Origin of the sequence: Jejudonia soesokkakensis, assembly GCF_042664795.1 — a bacterium.
Lineage (GTDB): Bacteria > Bacteroidota > Bacteroidia > Flavobacteriales > Flavobacteriaceae > Jejudonia > Jejudonia soesokkakensis.
In genome coordinates this window covers 387423-413158 of record NZ_JBHTBN010000002.1, presented here as the reverse complement: position 1 = coordinate 413158, position 25736 = coordinate 387423, and the positions used below count along the sequence as shown (strand labels likewise).

Genomic DNA, 25736 nt, shown 5'->3' with positions numbered 1-25736 from the left:
TAACCTATGAAAATTAATAAACTACTCTTATTACCCCTTCTTTTTGTGTCTTTAGTGTTTTTTACTGCTTGTGATAATGAACCTTTAGAAGGTACTTTTATTACTGAAGTCGTTGTGGAAGCAGAACCTGGAGAATTTGTTTGTATGACTGGTGAGGTAGATTTTTTTGCTGAAACTATTTCGGCTACTTTTTTCTCTGATGGTCGCTTCGTGATTTCCGGACAAAACACAGAGGGAGAATCTATCGCTATGCAGGTTGCAGATGGAGGCTTGGGAGGATTTAATCTTACACAAGGGGGGGCTTCAATAAACGGAGCAGTATATATAGCATCTGGAGATCCTGTGCCATTTACTACCGCTGTTTCTTTAGGTGGTTCAGGGACTTTAAATATCTCATTATTTGATACAGATGCTCAGTTGGTATCAGGAACATTCGATTTTACTGCAGCTCGTCCCTTATTAGATGACAATGGAGATCCCATGGTTGACGATGATGGCAATGTCCTTTCAGAAACTATTGAAATTTCAAATGGTTCTTTTGCCGAAATTCCTTTTACTATTGAAGAAGGAACTGGAATGCCAAGTGATAATTTTGGATGTGATGTAAATACAAATAATTTTGACATTATAGAATTGGATGTGGACAGAGTTGTAATTGCAGATGTTCCAGTCATAAAAATTCTGGCAACAAGTTCAACTGGAGCTACAGTTCGTTTAGATATTCCTGAAGCTATTGGAGTAGGAACCTTTGAGATGGTTCAGATCTCTGATGGAACCGAATTAATTGGTATTTACAAAGCTGGGCCAAGCGAAACTAGCTTATCTTCCAATCCAGGAACCATTACTATAACTACTTTAGATTTAGAAACAGGGGAGCTAGTAGCTAGTTTTGAATTTACAGCTACAGACCCTCTTGAAACAGACCCTACTATTGTGGAAATTTCAAACGGATTTATTACTGTAGATTATCTTGAGGAAGATCCTATGCCTTAACTTAAAACATAGACTTTTAAAAAAAGCATCTCATAAAAATGAGATGCTTTTTTTATATCGATTGATGAAGACCTCCTAAAAAGACCGAATGGTCCCAGACCCCGATACATCAGTATCTTTCGTTACTGGTTTGCCACTATATATTATGCCTCCAGAACCTGTGATTCGGGCTTTTAAATTACGTGTTGCATTTACTTCGGCATCGCCTGATCCATGAACTGTAATATCAGTTGAATCGGAAGTTAGGTCTGTTGCAAAAAGATCTCCACTTCCTTTTACTTTTCCTTCAAACGACTTGGTAGAACCAGTAATAGTGATGTCACCAGACCCTGTCAATTGACTATAGACTCTTTCGGCATTGACTTTTAATGTAATATCTCCTGAGCCCGTTAATTTTGTCGTAAATTCTTTAGCTGAAAATGTATCTTTCCCTATTAAATCTCCTGAGCCTGTTAGAGAGGCTTCAGAAATTTCCTGAACAGGAATGGTGATCACAATGCCATGCTTAGAGGTGTAATTGATGTAATTTTCCAAAGTTACAGTAAGAACACCACCCCCTGATTTAATTTTTACATATTCCTGTAAATTTTTATCTGTAGTCACTGTTATTTTTCCTTCGGCACCTTGTACCAAAACAAACTTCATAGAACCTACTGTAGAAACAATATCATATGCTTCAGTTTCGATAGTTTTAGTGGTAATATTGCCATCGCCAGTGATTCTTTTATCTTTTCCCCATTGTGCATGGACTGTTGACGATCCTATCATGCAAATAAATGCTGTAATTATTAAAATTATTTTTTTCATGGTTGTCGGTTTTTAATTTTTGGTTAATGTGATTCCTCCATAACTTGAGTTTATGTTCATTTTATTTCCAGAATTTTTGCTTCCGTGGTATCCCAGGTATTTTTTATTGGTGTAGCCTTTATCTGAATTTGTGATCGTTACAAGGTCCTTTCCGCTGAGATCTGCGTAGGATAATGTCATTGCAAAGTCAAAATTGTATCCATTTTCAATTCCGAGTTTTACGCCTGTATAATCTGACGAAATCGTAACATTCTTAGCACTTTTTAAAAGTTTATCAACTTTAACGCTTCCGTAGTCGGTATTCAAATTAAGATTGCCACTAACAGCTCCAATCGATGTATTTAAGTAGTCACCACGACCTAGGATATCTCCAGAATCACCAATACTTATTTTTCCATAGTCACAATTAAAATTTAAATCTCCTACCTTCAAAATTTGTGATTGCGTATAATCTGCTACGAGCTCTAGTCTTTCGGTCTCATCTAAAGTGAAAGCTGAATAATCAGCATCAATTTTTCCACTTTTCATATATCGAATGGTCGATTTGTCTGTATAATCAAAATTTATATAATTGTTTTCTGCAAGTAATTCACCAATAATTAATTGACCATAATCACAATTAATTTTTGCATTTCCTTCTAATTTATTAATGCTTATGCTTCCATACGAATTGTCAAGATCAACGGTGTTCGTTACGGGAAGTTTTATCTTATAATTTACCTCGATAGAAATAGAATTTTTCTTTCCCCATAAATTCCAAGATGTTCCGCTTTTTTCGCCAAATTTGGTCTTCGCAGTAACAAGACTTCCATTGGCAGTAAATTCTACTGTTGTCATTTCTAGTTTTTCTTGTACGGCTTCTTCGTCATTTCCACTGGCTTTAATTGTAACTTCAATGACGGTGCGATTTTCACTCCATGTAATAATGTCTATGTTTCCATAGCTATTATCTACTCGAAGACCTGCATCTTTATTGACGTTGAATTCTTTTTTTATCGTTTTTTCCTTGTTGTGTTTCCACTTTGGATTAGTATCATTAGCCAATGTTATTGTTGGCAACAACAGAACGAGTAATATAGTTTTATATAGTAATTTCATTTTCATTTGATTTAAAGTTTGTTATTGTTTCAATGGTCTGAATGACTTGTTGAAGCAAGTCTATTCTGTTTTTAAAATTGGTAATCATTGCGTAAATGACACGTTTGTCGTTTCCGCTTTCTACGAGATCTACTTTTAAAGTCTCGTACTCCTGTTCCAAGATGGCTATTTGTTGCATAGCGTCGTCCACCAGCTTTTTGGTTTCAGGCGCTTCAAAACTTTTAAGGGTTTTGAGTTCTTCAGCAATTGTTCCAGTAAAAAAGGACTGTGTTTGTTTCATTTCTGAAGAAACACTCGCCAGATCCGCTTTTTGTGCGTTAGGTCGTAATTGCGAATACCCTACCGCAAACAATAGTGCGATGGTGGCAGCTATTGAAAGGGATTTCCACCAGGAGATTCCTTTTTTTGTATCTTCTTGCGAAGTACTTAATTTTTCGAGAAATCTACTCTGGTGACCTGAAGGAGTTTCGTGTACATCAAAACTGCCTTCCAGTTCTTTAAATATGGTGTCTAAATCTTTTTTCATGATGCTACTGCTAATTTTTTTCGTAAACTATCTTTGGCCCTAGAGATCAAGGTTCTGCAATTGCCATAGCTTATGTTTAATATTTCACAAATCTCTTCATAATCATACCCCTCTATGTAATGAAGCGATAATGCCTGCCGGTAACTTGCTTTTAAGGTTTCCATGCCTTCAATCAATTGTGTATGTTTTATGTAAGAGTAATTTTCTTCGGAAACTCCTTCCATTTCCACAGCTTCTTCTTTTTGCAATTCGTCATTGTAACACACAAACCTGCTGGATTTTTTATATTGAGAAATACTATTATTTACTACAATACGCTTTAACCAGGCTCCAAAAGTGGCATCTCCTTTAAAACTTTTCAGTTTAGAAAATGCTGCGATAAATGATTCTTGCATGACGTCTTCGGCTTCTGCGGTATCTTTTACAATTCTGAATGCTACGTTATACATCGCTTTTTCATATCTATTATACACCTCTAACTGGGCTAATTGATTGCCTTTGCCACAAAGCGAGAGTAATTTTGTAATATCAAGTTGCTTGAGGGACACTCTTTTTAATTTGATTGGTTATTATAAAGATATTGCATCTTTCAAATTGTTACAGTTGGGAGTAAAATTTTATTTTTTCTGAAAGACCTTCAACCAGACTATGGTATTAAAGGGATTTGCTGGCACAACTATTGAATTATATGTGCTGAAAGACTTCTGAAAGTGGTTTAATCAATTGATTTTCAGAAATAATTATAAAAATTTTAATATACAACAAGCAGGGTGTTGCCTACTTTTGGTGACACAATGTCTTACAATTATATATGGCACATCATAAAGTAAAAGTATTAGACAGTTTGTCACTACAAGATCTTAAGGACGAAGCAGATTTAATTCCATTAATGTCTGCAGAAGATGAAGATGCAATGGAACGGGAAGAACTTCCAGAAATTTTACCAATCCTTCCCTTACGAAACACCGTATTGTTTCCAGGTGTAGTGGTTCCCATTACAGCAGGTCGCGATAAATCAATAAAACTTATTAATGAAACCAATCAAGGAAATAAAGTGATTGGAGTGGTTTCTCAAAAAGATGAAGGCAAAGAAGAACCCGGCGTAGAAGATATTAATACGGTTGGAACTGTAGCCAAAATTCTACGGGTTTTAAAAATGCCTGACGGAAATACTACTGTCATCATTCAAGGGAAAAAACGCTTTGAAGTGGCAGAGGTACTTACTTCAGAACCGTATTTGACAGCTCGTGTTAGATCTGTTTCTGAAGCTAGGCCTGCCAAAGAGAATGAAGAGTTTAATGAAATTATTAAATCCATTCGTGAACTTGCTCTAAAAATTATTAAAGACAGTCCTAACATTCCAAGTGAGGCATCTTTTGCCATAAAGAATATTGAGAGCAACTCATTTTTGATCAATTTTGTATCCAGTAATTTAAATGTTACGGTTGCCGAAAAGCAAAAAATTCTCGAAATAAATGACCTCAAAGAACGGGCATTAGAAACCTTGCGTTTTATGCATATTGAGGTTCAAAAATTATCACTTCGCAATGACATTCAGTCTAAAGTACAAAGTGATATCAACCAGCAACAGCGGGAGTATTTTTTAAATCAGCAATTAAAAACAATCCAAGAGGAGCTGGGCGGAAAATCTTCAGATGCCGAAATCGAAGAAATGCGTTCACGATCTAAAACAAAGAAGTGGAGTAAAGAAGTTCAAACGCATTTTGATAAAGAACTTTCGAAGCTACAACGTATGAATCCGCAGGTCGCTGAGTTTAGCATTCAGCGTAACTATTTAGAGCTTGTACTAGATTTACCATGGGAAGAATTTAGTAAAGATAAGTTTGATTTAAAGCGTGCCCGAAAAATTCTCGATCGGGATCATTATGGTCTGGACGATGTTAAACAGCGTATTATAGAATATCTGGCTGTTTTAAAACTTCGGAATGATATGAAATCTCCAATTCTTTGCTTGTATGGACCTCCAGGAGTTGGTAAAACTTCTTTAGGGAAATCTGTCGCTGAAGCTTTAGGAAGAGAATATGTACGTATGTCCTTAGGGGGCTTACGTGATGAGTCTGAAATTCGTGGGCACCGAAAAACGTATATTGGTGCAATGCCTGGGCGTATTATCAAAAGCTTAAAAAAGGCGGGAACAAGCAATCCTGTTTTTGTGTTAGATGAAATTGACAAGCTAAGTGTCGGTAGTCAGGGTGACCCATCATCTGCGATGCTCGAAGTGTTAGATCCAGAACAGAACAGTGCGTTTTATGATAATTTCCTCGAATTAGGATACGACCTTTCAAAAGTGATGTTTATTGCAACATCTAATCGTTTAGATACCATTCAGCCAGCACTGCGAGATCGTATGGAAATCATTAATGTATCTGGATATACCATTGAAGAGAAAGTTGAGATTGCAAAGCAGCATTTGCTTCCGAAGCAATTAAAAGAACACGGATTATCAAAAAACGATCTTACCATTGCCAAACCACAATTGGAAAAAATTGTAGAAGGATATACACGTGAGAGTGGTGTTCGCGGACTTGAAAAGCAAATTGCTAAAATGGTACGGTACGCAGCGACAAAAATTGCTATGGACGAGCCATACGATAAGAAAGTGACCAACGATACTATTGTAGAAGCATTAAAAGCACCAAAATTAGAACGTAATAAATACGAAAATAATGAAGTAGCAGGAGTCGTAACAGGCTTAGCCTGGACACGGGTAGGAGGAGATATTTTATTTATTGAATCCATTCTCTCAAAAGGGAAAGGAACCTTGACTATGACAGGAAACTTGGGTAAAGTCATGAAAGAGTCGGCAACTATAGCCCTAGAATACATCAAATCTAATGCAGATAAGCTGGGGCTTACTCCAGAGATTTTTGAAAAGTACAATGTTCATGTCCATGTGCCTGAAGGGGCCACTCCAAAAGACGGACCAAGTGCAGGAATCACCATGTTGACATCCTTGGTTTCTCTATTTACACAGCGAAAAGTAAAAAAGAGTATCGCAATGACGGGCGAAATTACCTTACGTGGTAAAGTATTGCCTGTAGGAGGAATTAAAGAAAAGATTTTGGCTGCAAAACGAGCACGGATTAAAGAAATTTTGTTGTGTGCAGATAATAAGCGAGACATTGATGAAATCAACCCCGAATATTTAAAAGGACTTACGTTTCATTATGTAAAGGATATGAGTGATGTATTAGAACTTGCTTTGACAAAAGAAAAAGTTAAAAACGCAAAAAAACTTTAAACATAGGATTCTTTTAAAATCTCCCTCTTGGTTTTCCATTAGGGAGATTTTTTTATAAAGCATTAAATTCTGAAAACTCTTTCATCCCTCTTTAAAATAAAGTAATATTGCAGTCGTTTAGTTTCCTAGAACGGTTATATACTTCATGCGCCAAAAGGTTTTAATTTTCTTAGCCTGTTTATTCGTAGCTACTGCTTATTCGCAAGTGGGAGGGCGTTCTACATATCAGTTTCTCAATTTGGTGAATAATCCCAGACAGGCAGCATTAGGAGGCAAGGTGATTACGAACTATGATTACGACCCAACACAGGCTTTGTTTAACCCGGCAAGTATCAATCCAGAGATGGACAACCAATTGTCTATTAATTATACCAACTATTTAGGAGATGTCAACTATGGCACTGCATCTTATGCGTATTTATGGGATCGTAGGACACAAGTCTTGCATACAGGTATTACTTATATTAACTACGGAAACTTTGACGGCTATGATGAACAGGGAAACCCAACGAGTAGCTTTAGTGGAGGAGAAGTAGCCCTCTCTTTTGGACATGCCCGAAATATTGCTTTTACGAACTTCCACATTGGAGCGAACATTAAATTTATCTCCTCAAAATTAGAACAGTATTCGTCTTTTGGAATTGCAACCGACATTGGCGTGTTTTATTATTATGAAGATTGGGGGTTACACATTACGGGAGTTGCCCGAAATCTGGGAACACAAATTACTCCGTATAATGAGATCTACGAGCCTTTGCCTTTCGAACTTATTTTTGGGATCTCTCAAAATTTACAGAACATTCCCATACGGTGGCACTTTACACTAGAAAACATGCAACAGTGGAATGTTGCATTTTCAAACCCTAACAGAGAACAAAGTGACCTAGAAGGAAATACACAGGGAGAAAAAATTAATTTTATAGACAATGCATTTCGGCATATGATTGTGGGTGTGGAGATATTTCCAGAGGGCGGATTTAACCTTAGGCTTGGCTATAATCTTAGAAGAGCAGAAGAGTTGAGAATTTTAGAGCGAAGAGCCTTTGCCGGATTAAGTGCTGGATTTTCACTTAGATTAGGTAAATTGCGATTTAGTTATACCTATGCCAGATATAGCACAGCTGCATCTTCTGGCTATTTAGGATTAAATATCAACCTTCAGTGATAAAAAAAATTACAATTGCCATAGATGGCTTTTCATCAACTGGGAAAAGTACTATAGCCAAACAACTGGCAGACTGGCTTGAATACATCTACGTCGATACTGGAGCTATGTATAGAGCAGTTACTTTATACGCCATGCGCCACGGCTTTATTTCTGAAGCCTCTTTTGATTCAGATAAACTGATTGCCGCCTTACCCAACATTACACTTTCATTTAAAAAACCCGATGTTTTTAGCAAAGCGGAAGTATATCTCAATGGCGAAAATGTTGAAAAAGAAATTCGCACACTGGAAGTTTCAACATTTGTAAGTCCTGTGGCAACGATACCCGAAGTTCGCAGGAAATTGGTAGAGCAACAAAAGGAAATGGGCAAAGGGAAAGGCGTGGTAATGGACGGACGTGACATTGGCACGGTTGTTTTTCCTGATGCTGAATTGAAGATTTTTTTAAATGCTTCGGCCGAAGAACGCGCAAAACGCAGATTCAATGAACTGATACAAAGGGGAGATCAAGTTGCATTTCAAGACGTATTGGATAATGTAAAGGAAAGAGATCATATTGATTCAACCCGAGAAGACTCTCCTTTGAGAAAAGCAAAGGGAGCCATTGAGATTGACAATAGCGAAATGAATTTAGAAGATCAGTTTCATATAATTCTTCAGCTGGCAAAAGATAGAATTGCTGGGCGGATCTAATTATCAGTAAATAGTTATCAGGAATGAAATGCTAAAAGGTCTGTTATTCAGCATTTAAAGTATTTTTTTTCAATTTTATTCTTTTAATTCAGTCTTACTAATAATCTAAAATCTACAATAGCACTTCTAAAAATTGATAAACTCTTTGATTATCACAAGAAAAGCACTACTTTTGCAACCCTTTTAGCGACGAGTCAAGAATAAAAGGAAATAAAAAAAATAATGTAAACAAACCCTTCTGTGGGATAGTCGCGCTAACTTCTTGTAACAAAGCAGAATACAAACAGAGTGTTTTAGTAATTTCTTCGGAAAAATAAGAACACTTATATTACTACATGGCTGAAAAAGCAAACAAAGAAGCTGCGACCGAAAAGGCAGCAGAAAAAAAAGTAGAAACTTCAACTGCGGTGAAAGACGCAAAAAAACCAACCCGCAAGAAAAAAGCTGTAAAAGCTGAAGACATTGCCGAGGTGGCTGAAGCAAAAGTAGGAGCAACAACTGAAGAGGCTCCTAAAAAAGAAGAAGCTCCAAAAGAAGTTTCTTTAAAAGAAAGTAACCCAGACAAATTTCTTGCAGATTTTAACTGGCACAACTATCAAGAAGGTATTGACCCGATTGATGACGGTAAGTTAGAAGAGTTTGAAAAATTAGTTGCCGAAAATTTTGTAGATACCTTAGATGATGAGGTGGTAGAAGGTACGGTAATTAATATTACAGATCGTGATGCCATTATCGACATCAATGCAAAGTCTGAAGGGGTAATCTCTCTTAACGAATTTCGTTACAATCCAGACCTTAAGGAAGGAGATAAAGTAGAAGTATTAATCGATGTGCGTGAAGACAGTACAGGTCAATTAATTCTTTCTCACCGTAAGGCAAGAACAATCATGGCTTGGGATCGTGTTAATAAAGCACACGATGAAGGAACTATCGTCAATGGTTTTGTAAAATGCAGAACTAAAGGGGGTATGATTGTAGATGTATTTGGTATTGAAGCTTTCTTGCCAGGTTCACAGATTGATGTGAAGCCTATTCGTGACTATGATGTGTATGTTGGAAAAACAATGGAATTCAAAGTTGTGAAGATCAACCACGAATTTAAAAACGTTGTAGTTTCTCATAAAGCGCTTATTGAAGCAGACATCGAAGAGCAGAAAAAAGAAATCATTGGTCAATTAGAAAAAGGACAAGTATTAGAAGGTATCGTAAAAAATATTACTTCTTATGGTGTCTTTGTAGATCTTGGTGGGGTAGATGGATTAGTACACATTACAGACCTTTCTTGGTCTCGAATTAATCACCCTAATGAGATTGTAGAACTTGATCAGAAATTAAATGTGGTAATCCTTGACTTTGATGAGGATAAAACACGTATACAATTAGGTCTTAAGCAATTGAGCGCACATCCTTGGGATGCTCTTGGAGACGAGCTTAAAGTTGGAGACAATGTAAAAGGTAAAGTTGTTGTGATTGCAGATTACGGAGCATTTATCGAAGTTAATGAAGGAGTTGAAGGTCTTATTCACGTAAGCGAAATGTCTTGGTCTACACACTTACGTAGTGCACAGGATTTTGTAAAAGTGGGTGACGAAGTAGAAGCTCAGGTATTAACTCTTGATAGAGAAGAACGTAAAATGAGTCTTGGTATTAAGCAATTAACGCCAGACCCATGGACAGATATCACGAAGAAATATCCAGTAGGTTCTCGTCACACAGGGATTGTACGTAACTTCACAAATTTTGGAGTATTCGTAGAATTAGAAGAAGGTATCGACGGACTTATCTACATAAGTGATCTATCTTGGACTAAGAAAGTGAAGCATCCAAGTGAATTTACAAACATTGGAGACAAGCTTGACGTGGTAGTTCTTGAGTTGGACGTGGAAGGACGTAAACTTAGTTTAGGTCATAAGCAAACAGAAGACAACCCTTGGGATAAGTATGAAGCTGAATTTAAAGTAGGTTCTAAGCATACAGCTGCAATCGATGAGATGGTAGACAAAGGTGCTATTATTAACTTTAATGAAGATATTTCTGCATTCGTTCCTAAGCGTCACTTAGAAAAAGAAGACGGATCTGACCTTAAGAAAGGTGAAGAAGCAGAATTCCAAATTATTGAGTTTAATAAAGAATTCAAGAAGGTGGTTGCATCTCACATGACAATTCATAAAGAAGAAGAAGCTAAGATTGTTAAGCAAGCTGCTAAGAAAGCAGAACAACAAGCTGAGGAAGCAAAACCTACGTTAGGGGATGCAAACTCTAAGCTTCAAGAATTGAAAGACAAAATGGACGGGAAGAAGTAATTTTTCTAGAGTATCATAAAGTAAAGCCTCTTCAGTAATGGAGAGGCTTTTTTATTTTAATTGATGACATTTTTTAATTATTTCAATGTACTGGAAAACAAAACCATTTCTTTATGAAATATTATTACTTTTTAACACTCGTCCTTCTATTGTGTTTTGCAGGTGTTTCTGCACAAGTTGTTGAAGTAACCACCGAGGTGATCAACCCTAAAGGACTGTTGCTTCACGGAAATGAATTGTATATAGCCGAAAGTGGGCCTGGTAGAATTTCAAAAATTGATATTTCCGATCCGAATGCCATGCCATCTATCGTGATCGACGGTTTGAATGAGCCTAGGGAACTAGCCCTGATTGGCGATGATCTATATATTGCCGAATGGTTTTTTTCAGCGAATGGCAGAATTTCAAAATTTGACATTACCGCAACGAATCCCTCAGTAGTTGAAGTTTTTAGCGGTATCGTACCAAGTGGATTGACTGCGAGTGGAGACTTTTTGTTTTTCGGAGACACCGGCAATGATAAAATAGTTAAAATAGATGTCACAGTTCCAAACCCATCGGCCATAGATGTCGTGAATTTAAGCAGTAATCCGGAGTCACTGTTTGTCCATGAAAACACATTGTATATTGGCGAAAGTGGGCAAAAAGTAAGTAAGATAGATGTTACCGTACCCAATCCTGTTTTGACAGAGATTATTACAGGAGTTGCTTCTCCGCGATCTTTGGCTATTTTTGACGATGAGCTCTATATCGGGGAAAGCACAATGGCAAGAATTATAAAAATTGATCCAGAAGACACAAATCCTACGCCAATTGTAGTGGTTGAAGATCTTGTGAATCCAGAAGGAATGGCTTTTAACCAAGGCGAACTATATTTTTCTGAATTTCTAGGAAATAGAATTTCAAAATTTGTTGTAGAACCGCTATCTGTTAATTCCTTTGAAAAATCGTCTACCTTTACTATTTATCCAAACCCTGCAGATGATTATATAACAGTAAGCGGGCTTAAAAGGCCAACGAAATACTATATATTTTCGGCAATTGGAATGAAAGTTTATTCGGGCTATCTCTCAAAAAATATTAAAATAGATACAACCTCCTTGCTTAGCGGACTTTATTTTCTAGAATTGGAAGATGGGATTGTTTTAAAATTCATTAAAAATTAACGGAGCTCACCTTATCATAGAAACAAACACAAAATATAACTTAGTTATTGGCAGGATAGGCCATGTCAAATTTTTGGCGTATGATTTAGGTAACTTATTATCCTTCCAATCGTTCTAATAATCATTCTCAATTGGAATAATTAGAAATAATTCCTTTAAATTTGCATTCTGAATACTAATTCAGATTTCTTCCATGAGCCAAAAGGTGTTACTTAACGCAAAAGAAGTACAAATAGCACTTCATCGTCTGGCTTGTCAATTGATTGAAAATCACGATACTTTCGAAAATACAGTACTTGTGGGTATTCAACCCAGAGGTGTTTTTTTAGCAGAACGGATCAAACACATGCTTGAAACTGAATATAAAATCAAGAATATTCAGTTAGGATACTTAGATATTACATTTTATCGAGATGACTTCAGGCGAAGCGGAAAACCATTAGAAGCGAGTACAACTAAAATCGATTTTATTGTTGAGGATAAAAAAGTCATTTTTATTGATGATGTGTTATATACAGGCAGAAGCATACGAAGCGCCTTAACAGCGATTCAAAGCTTTGGAAGACCATTAGAGATAGAATTATTAACTTTAATAGATAGACGTTTTAGCAGGCATTTGCCTATTCAACCAGATTATAGAGGAAGGCAGGTCGATGCTATTGGAGGTGAAAAAGTGAAGGTTTGCTGGAAGGAAAATGAAGGAGAAGATGCCGTGTATTTAGTAAAAAATTAAAAGTATACAATTGACAGTAGCAGTATTCAGCACTGTAAACTGCGACTGTAAACTGAAAACCTATTATGAGCGAACTAAGTGTCAACCACTTATTGGGAATTAAATACATCACCGAAGATGATATTCAACTCATCTTCGAAACAGCAGATCATTTTAAAGAAGTGATCAATCGCCCAATTAAAAAAGTTCCTTCGCTTCGAGATATTACGATAGCCAATCTTTTTTTTGAGAATAGCACCCGAACACGGTTGTCTTTTGAACTTGCCGAAAAGCGACTTTCTGCAGATGTGATTAACTTTTCTGCAGCATCTTCTTCGGTAAAAAAGGGAGAAACTTTAATAGATACTGTTAATAACATTTTATCTATGAAAGTAGATATGGTGGTGATGCGACACCCTAATCCGGGAGCAGGAGTTTTTCTTTCCAAACATATCAAAGCGAGTATTATAAATGCAGGAGATGGTGCCCATGAACATCCTACGCAGGCTTTACTGGATACCTATTCTATTCGGGAACGACTGGGTGAAGTTTCAGGAAAAAAAGTAGTCATTGTGGGAGATATTTTACATTCTCGTGTTGCATTGTCAAATATATTTGCGCTTCAGAAGTTAGGTGCAGAAGTAAAAGTATGTGGGCCAAAAACGTTAATTCCCAAGCATATAGAGTCGTTGGGGGTAGGATATGAATCCAATTTGCGAAAAGCTCTAGAATGGTGTGATGTGGCAAACATGCTGAGAGTACAAAATGAACGTATGGACATTAGTTACTTTCCTACAACACGCGAATACACTCAGCAATATGGAGTTAACAAAAAGTTGCTGGATTCACTTTCCAAAGAGATCGTTGTAATGCACCCTGGACCTATTAACCGTGGTGTCGAAATTACAAGTGATGTGGCAGACAGTTCTCAAGCTATCATATTAGATCAAGTGCAAAATGGTGTTGCTATTCGTATGGCAGTATTGTATTTGCTAGCTTCCAAAATAAATAGAAATATAGAATAATGAATTAATTACCCGATTTCAAGGGCAGTTCCATGAAAATAGAGAATAAAGAAAACCTTGTCATTTTAGCTGACGAATATACCAATCCAAAAGAATTTGCCTCTTTTTTAGAGTATCAAATCCCAAAAAAATTTAAAGGTCAGAATGTAGTACTTAATTTACTTAACTACAAAGACATGGACTTAGAAACTTTATTGTTATACCTTAAAGTGTCTAACATTCATCGTAAAACAAAACATTCATTTGTTATTGTAAATCAATCGGTACCCATAGATGATATTCCTATGGAAATGGTGGTAGTGCCTACCCTTCAAGAAGCTGAAGATGTCGTTGAGATGGAAGACATCGAACGGGATTTAGGATTTTAAACGAAATCAAAATAGGTAGCTTTTTCAATAATAGGAATTTTTTATCAATAAAAAATTCTAAAATTGCGATGGAATACCGAATACTGTATTAAAATGAAGCTTACAATACTTGGTTGTCATTCTGCTACGCCCCGCTGGGATGCAAACCCGACTTCACAAGTTTTAGAAGTAAAAGGGCACTTATTTTTGATCGATTGTGCCGAGGGTACTCAGGTTCAACTACGCCGATTTAAAGTCAAGTTTTCCCGTCTTAAGCATGTATTTATTTCACATCTGCATGGAGATCACTTTTTTGGATTGGTAGGACTTATTTCTACATTCAGATTATTGGGGCGTGAGGCCGATTTACATATTTACGGACCAAAAGGCATTAAGGAAGCTGTGTTGCTTCAGTTAAAGTTGGGGAAAAGTTATACCAATTATGGCTTGTACTTTCATGAACTAGAAAACAAAGAGCCACAAGTCATTTTTGAAGATGATAAAGTTTCAGTAACGACCATTCCGTTAGATCACAGAGTATATACAAATGGTTTTTTATTTACTGAAAAACCTGGAGAACGTAAACTAAATATCGATGCGGCAAGAGACCGAGGCGTAGATTTAAGCTATTACAATAAAATTAAGCAAGGTTTTGATGCACCCGATGCTAATGGAAATTTAGTGCCTAATACAGAGATTACTTTTAATCCAGATCCGCCCAAAAGCTATGCCTATTGTAGTGATACGGCTTACTTTCCTGAAATTATCCCACAAATTAAAAATGCTACAGCACTGTATCACGAAGCTACTTTTCTCGAATTGCATTATGACCTAGCAGAAAAAACAAAACATAGTACTGCCAAAGAGGCTGCTGCTATTGCAAAAAAGGCAAACGTAGATCAACTTATTCTAGGTCATTACTCAGGGCGATATCCTAATCTTGATGCATTTAAAAATGAAGCCCAAGAGATTTTTGAGAATGTTATACTCGCTCAGGATGGGAAGGTCATAGATATATAAGATTTAACCCAAATTTAAATATTCCCCTTCTTGCTTCTTTGAGTTTCTTTGTATTTTTACTGAAATGAAATCGTTGCATGAATACTAATCTACATAACTACCGTAAATCGTATGAAAAAGGAGAATTGACGATTGAAAGTGTTGCGAAAAGTCCGTTTGATCAATTTGAGAATTGGTTTTCTGAAGCTGAAAAGAGCAACACAGTAGATGAAATCAATGCGATGACTCTAAGCACAGTAGATGCTGAAGGTTTTCCACGTGGAAGAGTGGTATTATTAAAAGAGTATGACGATGAAGGTTATATTTTCTATACGAATTATAAAAGCGAAAAAGGACAATCCATAGCCTTTAATCCAAATGTTTGTATCTCCTTTTTCTGGCCAGCATTAGAACAACAAATTATCATTAAGGGAATTGCATCTAAAGTTTCAGAAGAAAAAGCTGTAAATTACTTTAGACAACGCCCTAGGAAAAGTCAGTTAGGAGCTTTAGTTTCAAACCAATCAGAGGAAATTAAAGATAGAGCCACGCTCGAAGAGCGACTTTTAGCATTAGAGCAAAAATATGAAGGGGAAGCCATTCCGAAGCCAGAAAATTGGGGAGGTTACAAAATCTTTCCAGTGGAGTTTGAATTTTGGCAGGGCAGAAGAAGTAGATTGCATGATAGAATTGTCTATCGAAAAAATGGAGAAGACTGGAATGTACGTAGAGTACAACCGTAGTAAAAGAAAAAATCCAGAATATTTAAAATACGAACAATAAGAGTATGTCTATTGACAGGTTATACCTTTCCGAAGAAAAGAAAGAAACAAAAAAAAACACATCCAACACGATGAAAACACTTTATATGGTACGTCATGCAAAATCCTCATGGAAGCATGATGTGATAGATCACCAGCGCCCTTTAAAGAAAAGAGGGGAAAATGATGCAACGTTAGTTTCAGAAAAAATAGCAACCGAAGTTCCAGCTCCTCAAAAAATGATAAGTAGTGATGCGGTTCGGGCATTGACGACTGCTACCTATTTTAAAAAGACATTTGGAATTTCTGAAGATGACTTCTCTACAAATCATGATTTGTATGACTTTAGCGGACAAAATGTAATGAAAATCATTAAAAATCTGGACGATACCTTAGACAGGGTAATGATCGTTGGCCATAATCATGCATTTACTTCTGTTGCAAATATGCTGGGAAACTCCTATATTGAAAATGTACCTACCTGTGGTTTTGTCATGCTGGAATTTGAAACTGATAGCTGGAGCAATATTACTACTGGAAAAACAGCACGAACCTTATTTCCCAGAGATTTAAAATAATGACAGCAGCTTCTTCAAAACATTCTATTGCAGAAAATACGTATTATAATCGAGAACTCAGTTGGTTGCAATTTAATGCACGCGTACTTCAAGAAGCGAAAGATACCACGACTCCTTTAATTGACAGACTCCGTTTTTTAGGAATCTTCTCAAATAATTTGGATGAATTTTTTAAAGTGCGTTATGCTACTATTAAACGCATTGCTGAAGCTGGCAAGGGAGGAAGAAGCTTTTTAGGAGGAATTTCGGCTACCGAACTGATGGAAAAAATTACCAATACGGTCATTGAACATCAGAAAGCAAGTCTTGATATTTTAAAAGATATTGAGCAGGAGCTTGAAAAAGAAAATATCTACATCATTAATGAAACTGAAGTTTCGGAAGCGCAAAGCGCCTTTATTTCAGATTATTTTATACAAAAAGTAAGTCCGGCTTTAGTTACCATTATGATTGGGGAACTGGAAGCGTTTCCGTCGTTAAAAGACAGTGCAGCCTATCTGGCTGTTAAAATGGAAATGTCTAAAGATGATGATATTTTTAAAACCAAAACAAATTATGCGCTTATTGAAATTCCAAAAAGTATTGAGCGTTTTGTGGTACTCCCTGCCGATGGCGAGAAGCAATATATCATTATACTAGATGACCTAATTCGTCATTGCTTACATAATATTTTTAGCATCTTCAAGTATGATAAGATTTCGGCAAACATGATTAAAATTACACGTGATGCCGAGTTGGATATTGAAAGTGATTTGAGTAAAAGTTTTATCGATAAAATATCGAAAAGTGTCAAAAACCGAAGTGCTGGTGATCCAGTGCGTTTTGTCTATGATAAAAAGATAGATAAAAAAACCTTGGAGTTTTTGATGAAGAAAATGAATATCGACAATACCGATAGTATCATTCCTGGCGGACGGTATCATAACCGGCGTGATTATATGAGTTTTCCAAGTTTGGGACGAAATGATCTCCAATATAAAAAAATTCAGCCCTTACCCATTAAAGGATTGAGCTTACAGGGGAGTCTCTTTGATAAAATTGCTGAAAAGGATTATTTACTATACGCTCCGTATCAGACATTTTCATATGTAGTTAAGTTTTTAAGAGAAGCAGCTCTCGATCCTAATGTTACTTCAATTAAAATAACCATTTATCGACTTGCTGAAATTTCACACATTGCGAGTTCGTTAATCAATGCTGTTAAAAACGGTAAGGAAGTTACTGTCCAAATCGAGTTACAAGCTCGGTTTGATGAAGAAGCGAACATTCAGTATGCAGAACAAATGCAAAGTGAGGGTGTCAAACTTATTTTTGGTGTATCTGGGTTAAAAGTGCATTGTAAAGCGTGTCTTATTGAAAGAAATGAAAAGGATAAACTGAAGCGCTATGCATTTATTAGTACCGGAAATTTTAATGAATCAACTGCTAGAATTTACACAGATTATACACTTTTTACGAGCGATCAAAAAATCTGTAAAGAGATTAATAAGGTATTTGATTTTTTTGAAGTTAACTATAAGATTAAAAAATACCGTCATTTAATCGTTTCTCCTCATTATACGAGAAATTCAATATATCAGCTTATTGATACCGAAATTATTAACAATATTAACGGTCGTGCTAGCGGAATTAAATTAAAACTCAATAGTCTTTCCGATCTTAAAATGATTGATAAACTTTATGCTGCAAGTAGGGCAGGAGTAAAGATTAAGCTAATTGTTCGGGGAATTTGTTGTTTGGTACCTGGAATTAAGGGAATGAGCGAAAATATAGAAGTGATTAGTGTGATCGACAAGTTTCTAGAACATCCGCGTTTGTTTATTTTTGAAAATGCGGGAGATCCTAAGATGTATATTTCTTCTGCAGATTTTATGGGGAGAAATCTAGACAATAGGGTAGAAATTTCTTGTCCTATTTATGATGAAGATATTAAGCAAACCATTTTAGATACGTTCGATATCTCTTGGAATGATAATGTAAAGGCGCGTATCATTTCTGAAAATCAATCAAACCGTTACCGTAAGAATAAAAAAGAAAAAGTACGTTCACAGTTTAAGATGTACGATTATTTTAAAGATAAATTAGAAGAATAGTTTGCTAAAAATTGACAAATATGCTGCAATTGATATTGGCTCTAATGCCATACGACTTCTCATTGCAACGGTTTTAGAGAAAGAGGGTTATGAAACACAGTTTAAAAAAACGTCCTTAGTTCGTGTGCCTATTCGTTTGGGAGCCGATGTTTTTTTACAAGAAAATATTTCTCAGGAAAATTATCTTCGTATGGTCGATGCAATGCATGCTTTTAGACTATTAATGAAAAATCACAAAGTTGTTGCTTATAGAGCATGCGCTACATCAGCAATGCGAGAGGCTAAAAACGGAAAGCAAATCGCAAAGAAACTATTAGATGAAACAGAAATCAATATTAATATTATTGATGGTAACGACGAAGCGGCAATCATTGCTTCAACCGACTTAAAAGATTTAATAAGTGACAATAAAGTTTTTCTATATGTAGATGTTGGTGGTGGAAGTACCGAACTTACAGTATTTGCCAATGGGAAAACTGTGGTTTCAAGATCATTTCAATTAGGAACAGTTCGTATTATTAATGATATGGTGCGTGAGAGTATCTGGGACGAAGTTCGTGATTGGATCAAAGAAAATACCGCACAATATGAAAAAGTAGATTGTATAGGTTCTGGAGGAAATATTAATAGTATTTACCGCTATAGCGGAACAAAAGTAGGCAAACCCTTGAGTTATTTTTACATGACAAATTTTTTCGAAAAAGTAAAGTCCTATACCTACCATGAGCGGATCTTTGAACTGCAGATGAATCCAGACCGTGCCGATGTTATTATTCCTGCGACACGCATTTATCTTTCTGCCATGAAATGGGCCAAAGCAAAAAATATGTTTGTTCCCAAAATTGGACTGGCAGATGGAATTGTAAAAAGCCTGTATAACGAAAAGAAAGCACAGGAATTAGAGGTTCAATAGAATTGTTTCTGGGAAAATTTTTAAGAATTTCTTCGGAAGCGGAATCGAAACTTGTACCGTTTCAGAAGTAACGGGATGTTCAAATTTTATTGCTGTTGCCTGTAAATACAATCCTTTGCCTTTTAAAATATCTTTGGGTTTACAATAAAGTTTATCTCCTAAAATTGGCGACCCTATTCCTTGTAAATGTTTTCGCAGCTGATGCCTTCTTCCTGTCTTCGGAAAAAGCTGTACTAAATGTAATGTTTCAAACCGTTTTGAAGCCACCGATTGTACTACTTTATAACTGGTTTCTGAAGGTTTTCCATCAACTGAAGTCGTAATCGTTCCATCAGGTGGAAGCTTATGAATCGTTATTGCATAGTATGTTTTAGAGATCTTCTTTTCTTTAAATGCTTTCTGAAGCGTTACAAGTGTACTTTTTGTTTTGGCAACCACCACGAGGCCATGAGTTGCAAAATCCAATCTGTGAGCAGGCTGCGGAGTTGTGAGTGCATCACTTTCAGAAGAAAGGGATAGAAATTGTGGTAACACATTGACCAGAGTTTTGTGTTTATTTCCACTTACCAATAATCCTGCAGGTTTGTTTACTATGGCAAGAAAATCATCTTCAAAAAGAACGTCAATCTTTATTTCAACTATGATAGCATTATTTTCTGAAACTTCTGGAGTAAATATTAGTTGCTCTCCGCCATATATATAGGTCGCCGTAGAGGCCAAAGTTTCATCTATAGTAATAAGCCCTTTTTTGATCGCTTTCTTTAAAGCCGATTTGGTTGAAATGGTTGGGAAAATACCAATGCCGTATTCTTGTAAGCGAATTGGTTTTGATTGATTTAGAGCGGTATGATATAATTTTTTGCTGATAATTTGAGTGTTTTAGAGGTCTCACCCATGTTGCGCATAACAATTCTACCCATGAATGCTCTCACCTGTGCTCAAGTTTTTCATCACTTCTGCCTCAAAATCGAGCAATTGCTGCCATTTTTTATCTACTTCCTTTCGGTCGCCATACTGTCTTGCAAAGCCTAAGAACATAGTATAATGATTGGCCTCGCTTACCATTAGATTTCGATAAAAGGTCGCTAGTTCTTTATCTTCCAATTCTTCAGAAAGCAATCGAAAACGCTCACAGCTTCTTGCTTCAATCAAAGCAGCATATAATAATCTATGTACTAATTGTGTGGTGCGACTTCCTCCTTTTGGAAAAAACTTTGTAATAGCGATAACATAGTCATCTTTGCGGTCACGACCCATTACCCAACCTCTTTCAATGATCTTGTCGTGTACCATTTTAAAATGACTAATCTCTTCTTTTACCAATAACACCATCTCTTGGATGAGCTCAGTATACTCGGGAAAAGAAACGATTAGCGATATTGCTGTAGACGCGGCCTTTTGCTCACAATAGGCATGATCTGTGAGTATTTCCTCAATATTCATTTCTACGATATTTACCCACCGCGGATCTGTAGGTAATTTTAAGCCCAGCATTTGTATAGAGTTATGTTCTTTCATTACAGGTCCAAATCAAAATCTTCTCTCAATTTATCCAGCATTGGATTTTTCTCCCTAAGTTTCTCATATTTTTCCCGTGCAGTATAGGCATATCGCTTAGCCGAAGTTTCATTCACTTCAATGGACAGATCGATGTCATAATTGTTTAATTCTTTTCGAAGAAACCCAAGTAATTCATATTTTTCACGCTCGACTTCTACTTTAATCGTATCATTAGGAAATTCTAGGTGAATTAAGGTTCCTTCAAGTTTGGGAATGCCCATAGTAAGATGGGAGAGGAGGTTGTATTTCCCTTCTTCTTCCACTTTTTTTGAAAATTGATTCCAGGTAGCCACCATTTCTTTTTCTGAAAATTCTTCCTTAGGTAAGTCTTTTTCATCTGGCTGATTGGCAACTCGTTCTTTTTTGAGTTGTTGTTTTTTCTGAATACTTTTTAAAGAAAGCGCCGAAACTTTTTCTGCATTGCGTTCTGCCAGAATTTGCGGACGTTCTATCACTCGTTCTTTGACGGGAGTAGCTTCAGCAGAAGGTTGTAAGGTAGCTGCTGTAGGCTCTTTTGTAACTTTATTTTCTTCAATAATTTCGGTCTTTACTGAAACAACTTCTTTTTCCGAAGCTGATGCGATACTCTTTTTTGAAGGAGAAACTACAACATCTTTAAAATGGGAGGGAGGGAGTACAAACCGCTTTTGGTTTACGTTAAAGTTTTTTTTTTCGCCTTTGGCAGTGAGGGATGCCAATTGCAGTAAACAAAGTTCAACGAGTAACCGCTGATTACGGCTGGTTTTATATTTTAAATCACAACCATTAGCAATATCGATTGCTTCAATTAAAAAGTCAGGATCTGTTTTTTGAGATTGTTCAAAATATAACGTCTTTACCTGTTCACCAACCTCTAACAACTCAATGGTTTCCTGATTTTTGCAAACCAACAAATCTCTAAAATGAGAAGCAAGTCCCATGATAAAATGATGTCCGTCAAAACCTTTGGAAAGAATTTCGTTATAGGCCACCAATACTCTTGGAATATTATTCTCAAGTAATAAATCTGTGATCGTAAAGTAATAGGTATAATCTAGGACATTTAAATTTTCGGTAACTGCCTCGCGGGTCATTATGTTTCCACTAAAACTCACCACACGATCAAAAATAGAAAGTGCATCACGAAGAGCGCCATCGGCTTTTTGAGCGATTACGTGTAGGGCATCATCTTCGGCTTCTATACCTTCAGATTTGGCAACTTCTACAAGATGCCCTTTTATATCCTGTACCGTAATTCTTTTGAAATCGAAGATCTGGCAACGAGATAGAATCGTTGGGATTATTTTATGTTTTTCGGTAGTAGCTAATATAAATATAGCATGTTTTGGAGGCTCTTCCAACGTTTTAAGGAATGCATTAAATGCTGCGGAAGATAACATATGCACCTCATCAATAATATAAACTTTGTATTGGCCTACCTGAGGTGGAATACGTACCTGATCAATTAAATTCCGAATATCATCTACCGAGTTATTTGAAGCTGCATCTAATTCGAAAATATTAAAAGCAAAATCCTCATCGGCTTTTTCGGTACCATCCTGATTAATTTTTTTAGCCAGTATCCGTGCACAGGTTGTTTTTCCTACACCTCTTGGACCAGTAAAAAGCAAAGCCTGCGCTAAATGATTATTTTCTATGGCATTTTCTAATGTATTTGTAATCGCCTGCTGTCCCACAACGTCTTTAAAAACGGTAGGTCTGTATTTTCTGGCCGATACGATAAAATGTTCCATAGCGTAGTAAACAAATATACGGATGTAGGTCTGTTTAGTAAAAAATACATACTCACAATTTGTGGTATTTATTAACATTGGTCTACTTTTGCAGTAGCAGACCGCCTTATCGTCGCAGACAGAGTTAACACTCTTGTCTGTGGAGGAAAGTCCGGGCACCATAGGGAGGCATAGCGGCTAACAGCCGTCATCCAGACTATATTATCTGGAGAGGACTAGTGCAACAGAAAGAATGTACAGGTAATGCTGTAGTGAAACCAGGTAAACTCTATGCGGTGAAATGCCATGTATACCAGTATGTAAGGGTTCCCGCCCATTGCTGGAGGGTAGGCAGATAGAGCGTTTAAGTAATTAAACGTCCAGATAAATGATAAGGCTGTAACATTTGTTTACAGACAGAACCCGGCTTACAGGTCTGCTATTTTTTATTTTGATTTAGAATTTCAAAAATCCATTCTTTTGCATCTTCAAGATTATAGAATATGTCAAAAGGGCGTGAGTAAAAGTTCTTTTCGAACTTTGCAGTATTGTAACTAGCTTCATTGTGGCACCAAATCGCCATGGCTACTAGGTTTTTGTATTCTGAACCTTGAATATAACATGTGGGGTCAACGGTATAGTCATATTCTCTATTCGAAATGTATGCTACCGGTTTATTTGCATAATAAGTGTCAAATATTGTGTAGAAGCGTTCCAGGTGTTCTTTATCGAACACGACACCCTCACGGATGGTAGAAATCATATAATTATCGTAGAGTTCGATATAGACAAAGTCTAAATCAAGAATTCTAGGGGTAGGTGAGGTCATAATAGCTTTTGTTAGTCAAAAAAACTAAACACAGAACCACCATACTTTCTTAGATGCTTAAAATGAGAAATTTGTGATAAATCTCTGTGTTTGGCGTGTTCAATGATAATAATTCCCTCCTCCTTTAGCAAATTATTTTCAAAAATAGTAGAAACAATTTTGCTTAAGTCCTCTACTTCAAAATTATAAGGCGGATCTGCAAAAATAATTGAATACTTGCCATTTGAATTCGTTAAAAACTTTTCAGTAGTGGCTTTTATAACCTGAATAGGAAACTCAAACTCTTCGGCTATTTTAGATATATACTGCACACAACCATAGTATGAATCAACACTTGTTATCTCAGTTACTCCTCTGGAAGCGAACTCAAAACTAATGTTTCCTGTACCTGCAAAAAGGTCTAATACGTTTATTTCAGAAAAATTGAACTGATTTCGAAGGATATTGAACAATCCCTCTTTTGCAAAATCGGTGGTAGGGCGTACAGGCAAATTTTTTGGAGCAGATAATCGTCTCCCTTTATGTGATCCAGAAATTATTCGCATGAAGCCAAAGATTTTAGAATGATATGTTGGTGGTTGGCTTCAGAATCTATTGAAATCCCTGTAGCATCCTCAAATAAAGAAATATGCCTTATGTAGGTATATAACATGGCATAGGTATCGTCTTCAAAATTTATAGCTCCCATTACAATGGTTTGTGTTGTTTCGGGATTTAATTTTAATTGCTCAAAAGCAAAAAGTATATAGTAGATAAAATCTTCGGGCGTTTTAAAATTGTAGGTATTACATAATTGTAGAGAATTACCATCAACTATTATGCAGTCTACATGTTCTTTATTTACGTTAATATACATTTTGGGATTTATTCCCTGTTCTTCACTATGGAGTATTTTTTCCAACAGTATTGTAACAGCATGGTAATAGGTAAAGCTTCCGAAGCGATCAAAAAAGAAATTATTAATATTTATAAAAGGAACATATACCACGACCATTGGATGGTCCTTTACGACATCTGAAGCAATAAAATCATTGGCAAGGATCTTTGCGTTAAACTTTAAGTATTCACTTGCTTTATTTTCATCAAATAAGGATTCTGGGACTATGGTATATAAGTCTGTTGCATATACCACATTGATATTTTCAAAGTTTGTTTGCAAATCTTCCTTGCTCGTCAATGCCTTTTCTATCTCCAGTAATAATTCTTCGGGTGTTGCTGGAGTGATGAAATTTATTTCTGAAAAATGCAACGTTTCGGAAGTAGCTTCCGAAGTAATTAAAAAAGAAAGTCCGGTCAATGAAACATGAACGGACAGACTTTGATTTGTATGATGGATTGTATTATTTTTCTTCTTTGGCGTCATATATCTTTGGCCAGTTTCCACTTGTATTAATTTCGTCCATAGAACCAACTTTAATGTAGGCACCATTTACACCGTCAACCGAAACTACTTGTTTTTCCTGTAAAATAAGATCTTTATCCATTCCTTTAAGAACAACATCCTTCGCAACTTTGGCTTCAAAGACAGAATAAGTTACATTATTTTTTTCGATGGATCCAGCGTTCAATTCAAATTGCTGATCAGTTCCAGGAACATTCATCATAGTTTTGTACCGATCTGTTCCATCATATAAAGAGTCTCTTACAGAAGTAAATCCTAAAGTATCTGTGACGATCACATCTATAAAATAACCAGAGTCAATTCCGTATGCCTTATTTTTTTCAACATCTGCATAGCTACTATCACGCCTTTGAACAATTGCAAATTGAGCCGTATCTATAAAACGGACAAGACTGTCGAAATTTTTTGTAAACTTTCCATTGATCTCATTGTAAGCAAGTTCTCCTGCTTTGATGTCCTTAAGGTTTTTAATCACCTTAGCGTATCGAATCTCTTTCTGTTCATTAAATTTTACGGGTCCAATAACAGAGTCGTATAATTTATATCCTAAAAATGCAATTAAAATCCATAGAATCAATGAGATAAACTTATTGAATTTTTTAGGGACAAATTTTTCAATCAGGAATACTAGCAGAATACAAAGAACAATTCCAATTATTAATAAGATCATAATTTTAAAATGAAGGTTACTTTATGTTTATAAGGTCTATCGCAAATCTACAATTTTTTTTTGTTCGTAAAAGTATATTCCGAAAAAATCATGGCTATATTTAACGCCCAACAGGTAAAT

General features: G+C 36.1%; 25 protein-coding genes and 1 other RNA gene. 15 read left to right on the top strand and 11 right to left on the bottom strand.

Annotated elements, in window-relative coordinates; genetic code table 11:
* Positions 1–6: 6 nt before the first annotated feature.
* The gene (locus tag ACFQO1_RS06565) at positions 7–993 is read left to right on the top strand and encodes a DUF6252 domain-containing protein (protein ID WP_380217185.1); all 987 of its coding nucleotides are present in this window, start codon (positions 7–9) and stop codon (positions 991–993) included.
* Between the two features lie 75 nt (positions 994–1068).
* Here the strand turns inward: ACFQO1_RS06565 and ACFQO1_RS06560 are convergent, their stop codons facing one another.
* Genes ACFQO1_RS06560 through ACFQO1_RS06545 form a run of 4 tightly spaced genes read right to left on the bottom strand, consistent with a single transcriptional unit; the run spans position 1069 to position 3972 of the window.
* Positions 1069–1800: a head GIN domain-containing protein gene (locus ACFQO1_RS06560; protein WP_380217184.1), complete on the bottom strand. Its 732-nt coding sequence runs from the start codon at positions 1798–1800 to the stop codon at positions 1069–1071.
* A 12-nt stretch (positions 1801–1812) separates the two neighbouring features.
* Positions 1813–2898: a DUF4097 family beta strand repeat-containing protein gene (locus ACFQO1_RS06555; protein ID WP_380217183.1), complete on the bottom strand. Its 1086-nt coding sequence runs from the start codon at positions 2896–2898 to the stop codon at positions 1813–1815.
* On the bottom strand, positions 2882–3424 hold the full coding sequence (locus ACFQO1_RS06550; RefSeq protein ID WP_380217182.1) for a hypothetical protein: 543 nt from the start codon (positions 3422–3424) through the stop codon (positions 2882–2884). The genes ACFQO1_RS06555 and ACFQO1_RS06550 overlap by 17 nt, the downstream gene beginning before the upstream one ends.
* Complete coding sequence (locus tag ACFQO1_RS06545) at positions 3421–3972, bottom strand: RNA polymerase sigma factor (protein ID WP_380217181.1); 552 nt, start codon at positions 3970–3972, stop codon at positions 3421–3423. Before ACFQO1_RS06545 ends, ACFQO1_RS06550 begins: the two co-directional genes overlap by 4 nt.
* Positions 3973–4235: 263 nt before the next feature.
* On the opposite strand from ACFQO1_RS06545, the gene lon reads away from it, so the two are divergent.
* The 13 genes from lon to ACFQO1_RS06480 all read left to right on the top strand — a co-directional run bounded on the left by lon (position 4236) and on the right by ACFQO1_RS06480 (position 19443).
* Complete coding sequence (lon, locus tag ACFQO1_RS06540) at positions 4236–6686, top strand: endopeptidase La (RefSeq protein WP_380217180.1); 2451 nt, start codon at positions 4236–4238, stop codon at positions 6684–6686.
* A 145-nt stretch (positions 6687–6831) separates the two neighbouring features.
* Positions 6832–7851: a type IX secretion system protein PorQ gene (gene porQ / locus ACFQO1_RS06535; protein ID WP_380217179.1), complete on the top strand. Its 1020-nt coding sequence runs from the start codon at positions 6832–6834 to the stop codon at positions 7849–7851.
* On the top strand, positions 7851–8546 hold the full coding sequence (gene cmk / locus ACFQO1_RS06530) for a (d)CMP kinase (protein WP_380217225.1): 696 nt from the start codon (positions 7851–7853) through the stop codon (positions 8544–8546). The genes porQ and cmk overlap by 1 nt, the downstream gene beginning before the upstream one ends.
* A 335-nt stretch (positions 8547–8881) precedes the next feature.
* Positions 8882–10849, top strand: a complete 1968-nt coding sequence (gene rpsA / locus ACFQO1_RS06525) for a 30S ribosomal protein S1 (RefSeq protein ID WP_380217178.1) — start codon at positions 8882–8884, stop codon at positions 10847–10849.
* A gap of 113 nt (positions 10850–10962) precedes the next feature.
* Positions 10963–12015, top strand: coding sequence for a T9SS type A sorting domain-containing protein (locus ACFQO1_RS06520; RefSeq protein WP_380217177.1), 1053 nt, complete (start codon positions 10963–10965; stop codon positions 12013–12015).
* Positions 12016–12208: 193 nt separating this feature from the next.
* On the top strand, positions 12209–12748 hold the full coding sequence (gene pyrR / locus ACFQO1_RS06515) for a bifunctional pyr operon transcriptional regulator/uracil phosphoribosyltransferase PyrR (protein WP_380217176.1): 540 nt from the start codon (positions 12209–12211) through the stop codon (positions 12746–12748).
* A gap of 65 nt (positions 12749–12813) precedes the next feature.
* The gene (locus ACFQO1_RS06510) at positions 12814–13752 is read left to right on the top strand and encodes an aspartate carbamoyltransferase catalytic subunit (RefSeq protein ID WP_380217175.1); all 939 of its coding nucleotides are present in this window, start codon (positions 12814–12816) and stop codon (positions 13750–13752) included.
* 32 nt (positions 13753–13784) lie between these two features.
* Positions 13785–14120, top strand: a complete 336-nt coding sequence (locus tag ACFQO1_RS06505; RefSeq protein WP_380217174.1) for a ribonuclease Z — start codon at positions 13785–13787, stop codon at positions 14118–14120.
* Positions 14121–14213: 93 nt separating this feature from the next.
* On the top strand, positions 14214–15119 hold the full coding sequence (locus ACFQO1_RS06500) for a ribonuclease Z (protein ID WP_380217173.1): 906 nt from the start codon (positions 14214–14216) through the stop codon (positions 15117–15119).
* A 77-nt stretch (positions 15120–15196) separates the two neighbouring features.
* Entirely contained in the window at positions 15197–15841 is a 645-nt protein-coding gene (gene pdxH / locus ACFQO1_RS06495) for a pyridoxamine 5'-phosphate oxidase (protein ID WP_380217172.1), read from the top strand.
* Positions 15842–15951: 110 nt separating this feature from the next.
* Positions 15952–16437, top strand: a complete 486-nt coding sequence (locus ACFQO1_RS06490; RefSeq protein ID WP_380217171.1) for a SixA phosphatase family protein — start codon at positions 15952–15954, stop codon at positions 16435–16437.
* Complete coding sequence (gene ppk1, locus ACFQO1_RS06485) at positions 16437–18530, top strand: polyphosphate kinase 1 (RefSeq protein WP_380217170.1); 2094 nt, start codon at positions 16437–16439, stop codon at positions 18528–18530. The genes ACFQO1_RS06490 and ppk1 overlap by 1 nt, the downstream gene beginning before the upstream one ends.
* 1 nt (position 18531) lies before the next feature.
* Positions 18532–19443: a Ppx/GppA phosphatase family protein gene (locus ACFQO1_RS06480; RefSeq protein WP_380217169.1), complete on the top strand. Its 912-nt coding sequence runs from the start codon at positions 18532–18534 to the stop codon at positions 19441–19443.
* Here the strand turns inward: ACFQO1_RS06480 and ACFQO1_RS06475 are convergent.
* The 3 genes from ACFQO1_RS06475 to ACFQO1_RS06465 form a co-directional block, all read right to left on the bottom strand.
* Positions 19429–20163, bottom strand: a complete 735-nt coding sequence (locus ACFQO1_RS06475) for an RluA family pseudouridine synthase (protein WP_380217168.1) — start codon at positions 20161–20163, stop codon at positions 19429–19431. The genes ACFQO1_RS06480 and ACFQO1_RS06475 overlap by 15 nt on opposite strands.
* A 192-nt stretch (positions 20164–20355) precedes the next feature.
* Complete coding sequence (locus ACFQO1_RS06470; protein WP_380217224.1) at positions 20356–20937, bottom strand: MiaE family protein; 582 nt, start codon at positions 20935–20937, stop codon at positions 20356–20358.
* 23 nt (positions 20938–20960) lie between these two features.
* Positions 20961–22736 carry a DNA polymerase III subunit gamma/tau gene (locus ACFQO1_RS06465; protein WP_380217167.1) on the bottom strand — a complete coding sequence of 592 codons (1776 nt, stop codon included), beginning with the start codon at positions 22734–22736 and terminating at the stop codon, positions 20961–20963.
* A 93-nt stretch (positions 22737–22829) separates the two neighbouring features.
* Between ACFQO1_RS06465 and rnpB the strand changes: the two genes are divergently transcribed.
* Positions 22830–23162: RNase P RNA component class A (rnpB, locus tag ACFQO1_RS06460), an RNA gene on the top strand.
* Here the strand turns inward: rnpB and ACFQO1_RS06455 are convergent.
* Genes ACFQO1_RS06455 through ACFQO1_RS06440 form a run of 4 tightly spaced genes read right to left on the bottom strand, consistent with a single transcriptional unit; the run spans position 23155 to position 25616 of the window.
* A complete protein-coding gene (locus ACFQO1_RS06455; protein ID WP_380217166.1) occupies positions 23155–23544 on the bottom strand; it encodes a hypothetical protein in 390 nt (129 codons plus the stop codon). The two genes, rnpB and ACFQO1_RS06455, sit on opposite strands and share 8 nt — an antisense overlap.
* An 11-nt stretch (positions 23545–23555) precedes the next feature.
* A complete protein-coding gene (locus tag ACFQO1_RS06450; protein WP_380217165.1) occupies positions 23556–24089 on the bottom strand; it encodes an RsmD family RNA methyltransferase in 534 nt (177 codons plus the stop codon).
* Positions 24080–24907, bottom strand: coding sequence for a DUF3822 family protein (locus ACFQO1_RS06445; protein ID WP_380217164.1), 828 nt, complete (start codon positions 24905–24907; stop codon positions 24080–24082). Before ACFQO1_RS06445 ends, ACFQO1_RS06450 begins: the two co-directional genes overlap by 10 nt.
* Complete coding sequence (locus ACFQO1_RS06440) at positions 24885–25616, bottom strand: hypothetical protein (protein ID WP_380217163.1); 732 nt, start codon at positions 25614–25616, stop codon at positions 24885–24887. Before ACFQO1_RS06440 ends, ACFQO1_RS06445 begins: the two co-directional genes overlap by 23 nt.
* Positions 25617–25736: the final 120 nt, after the last annotated feature.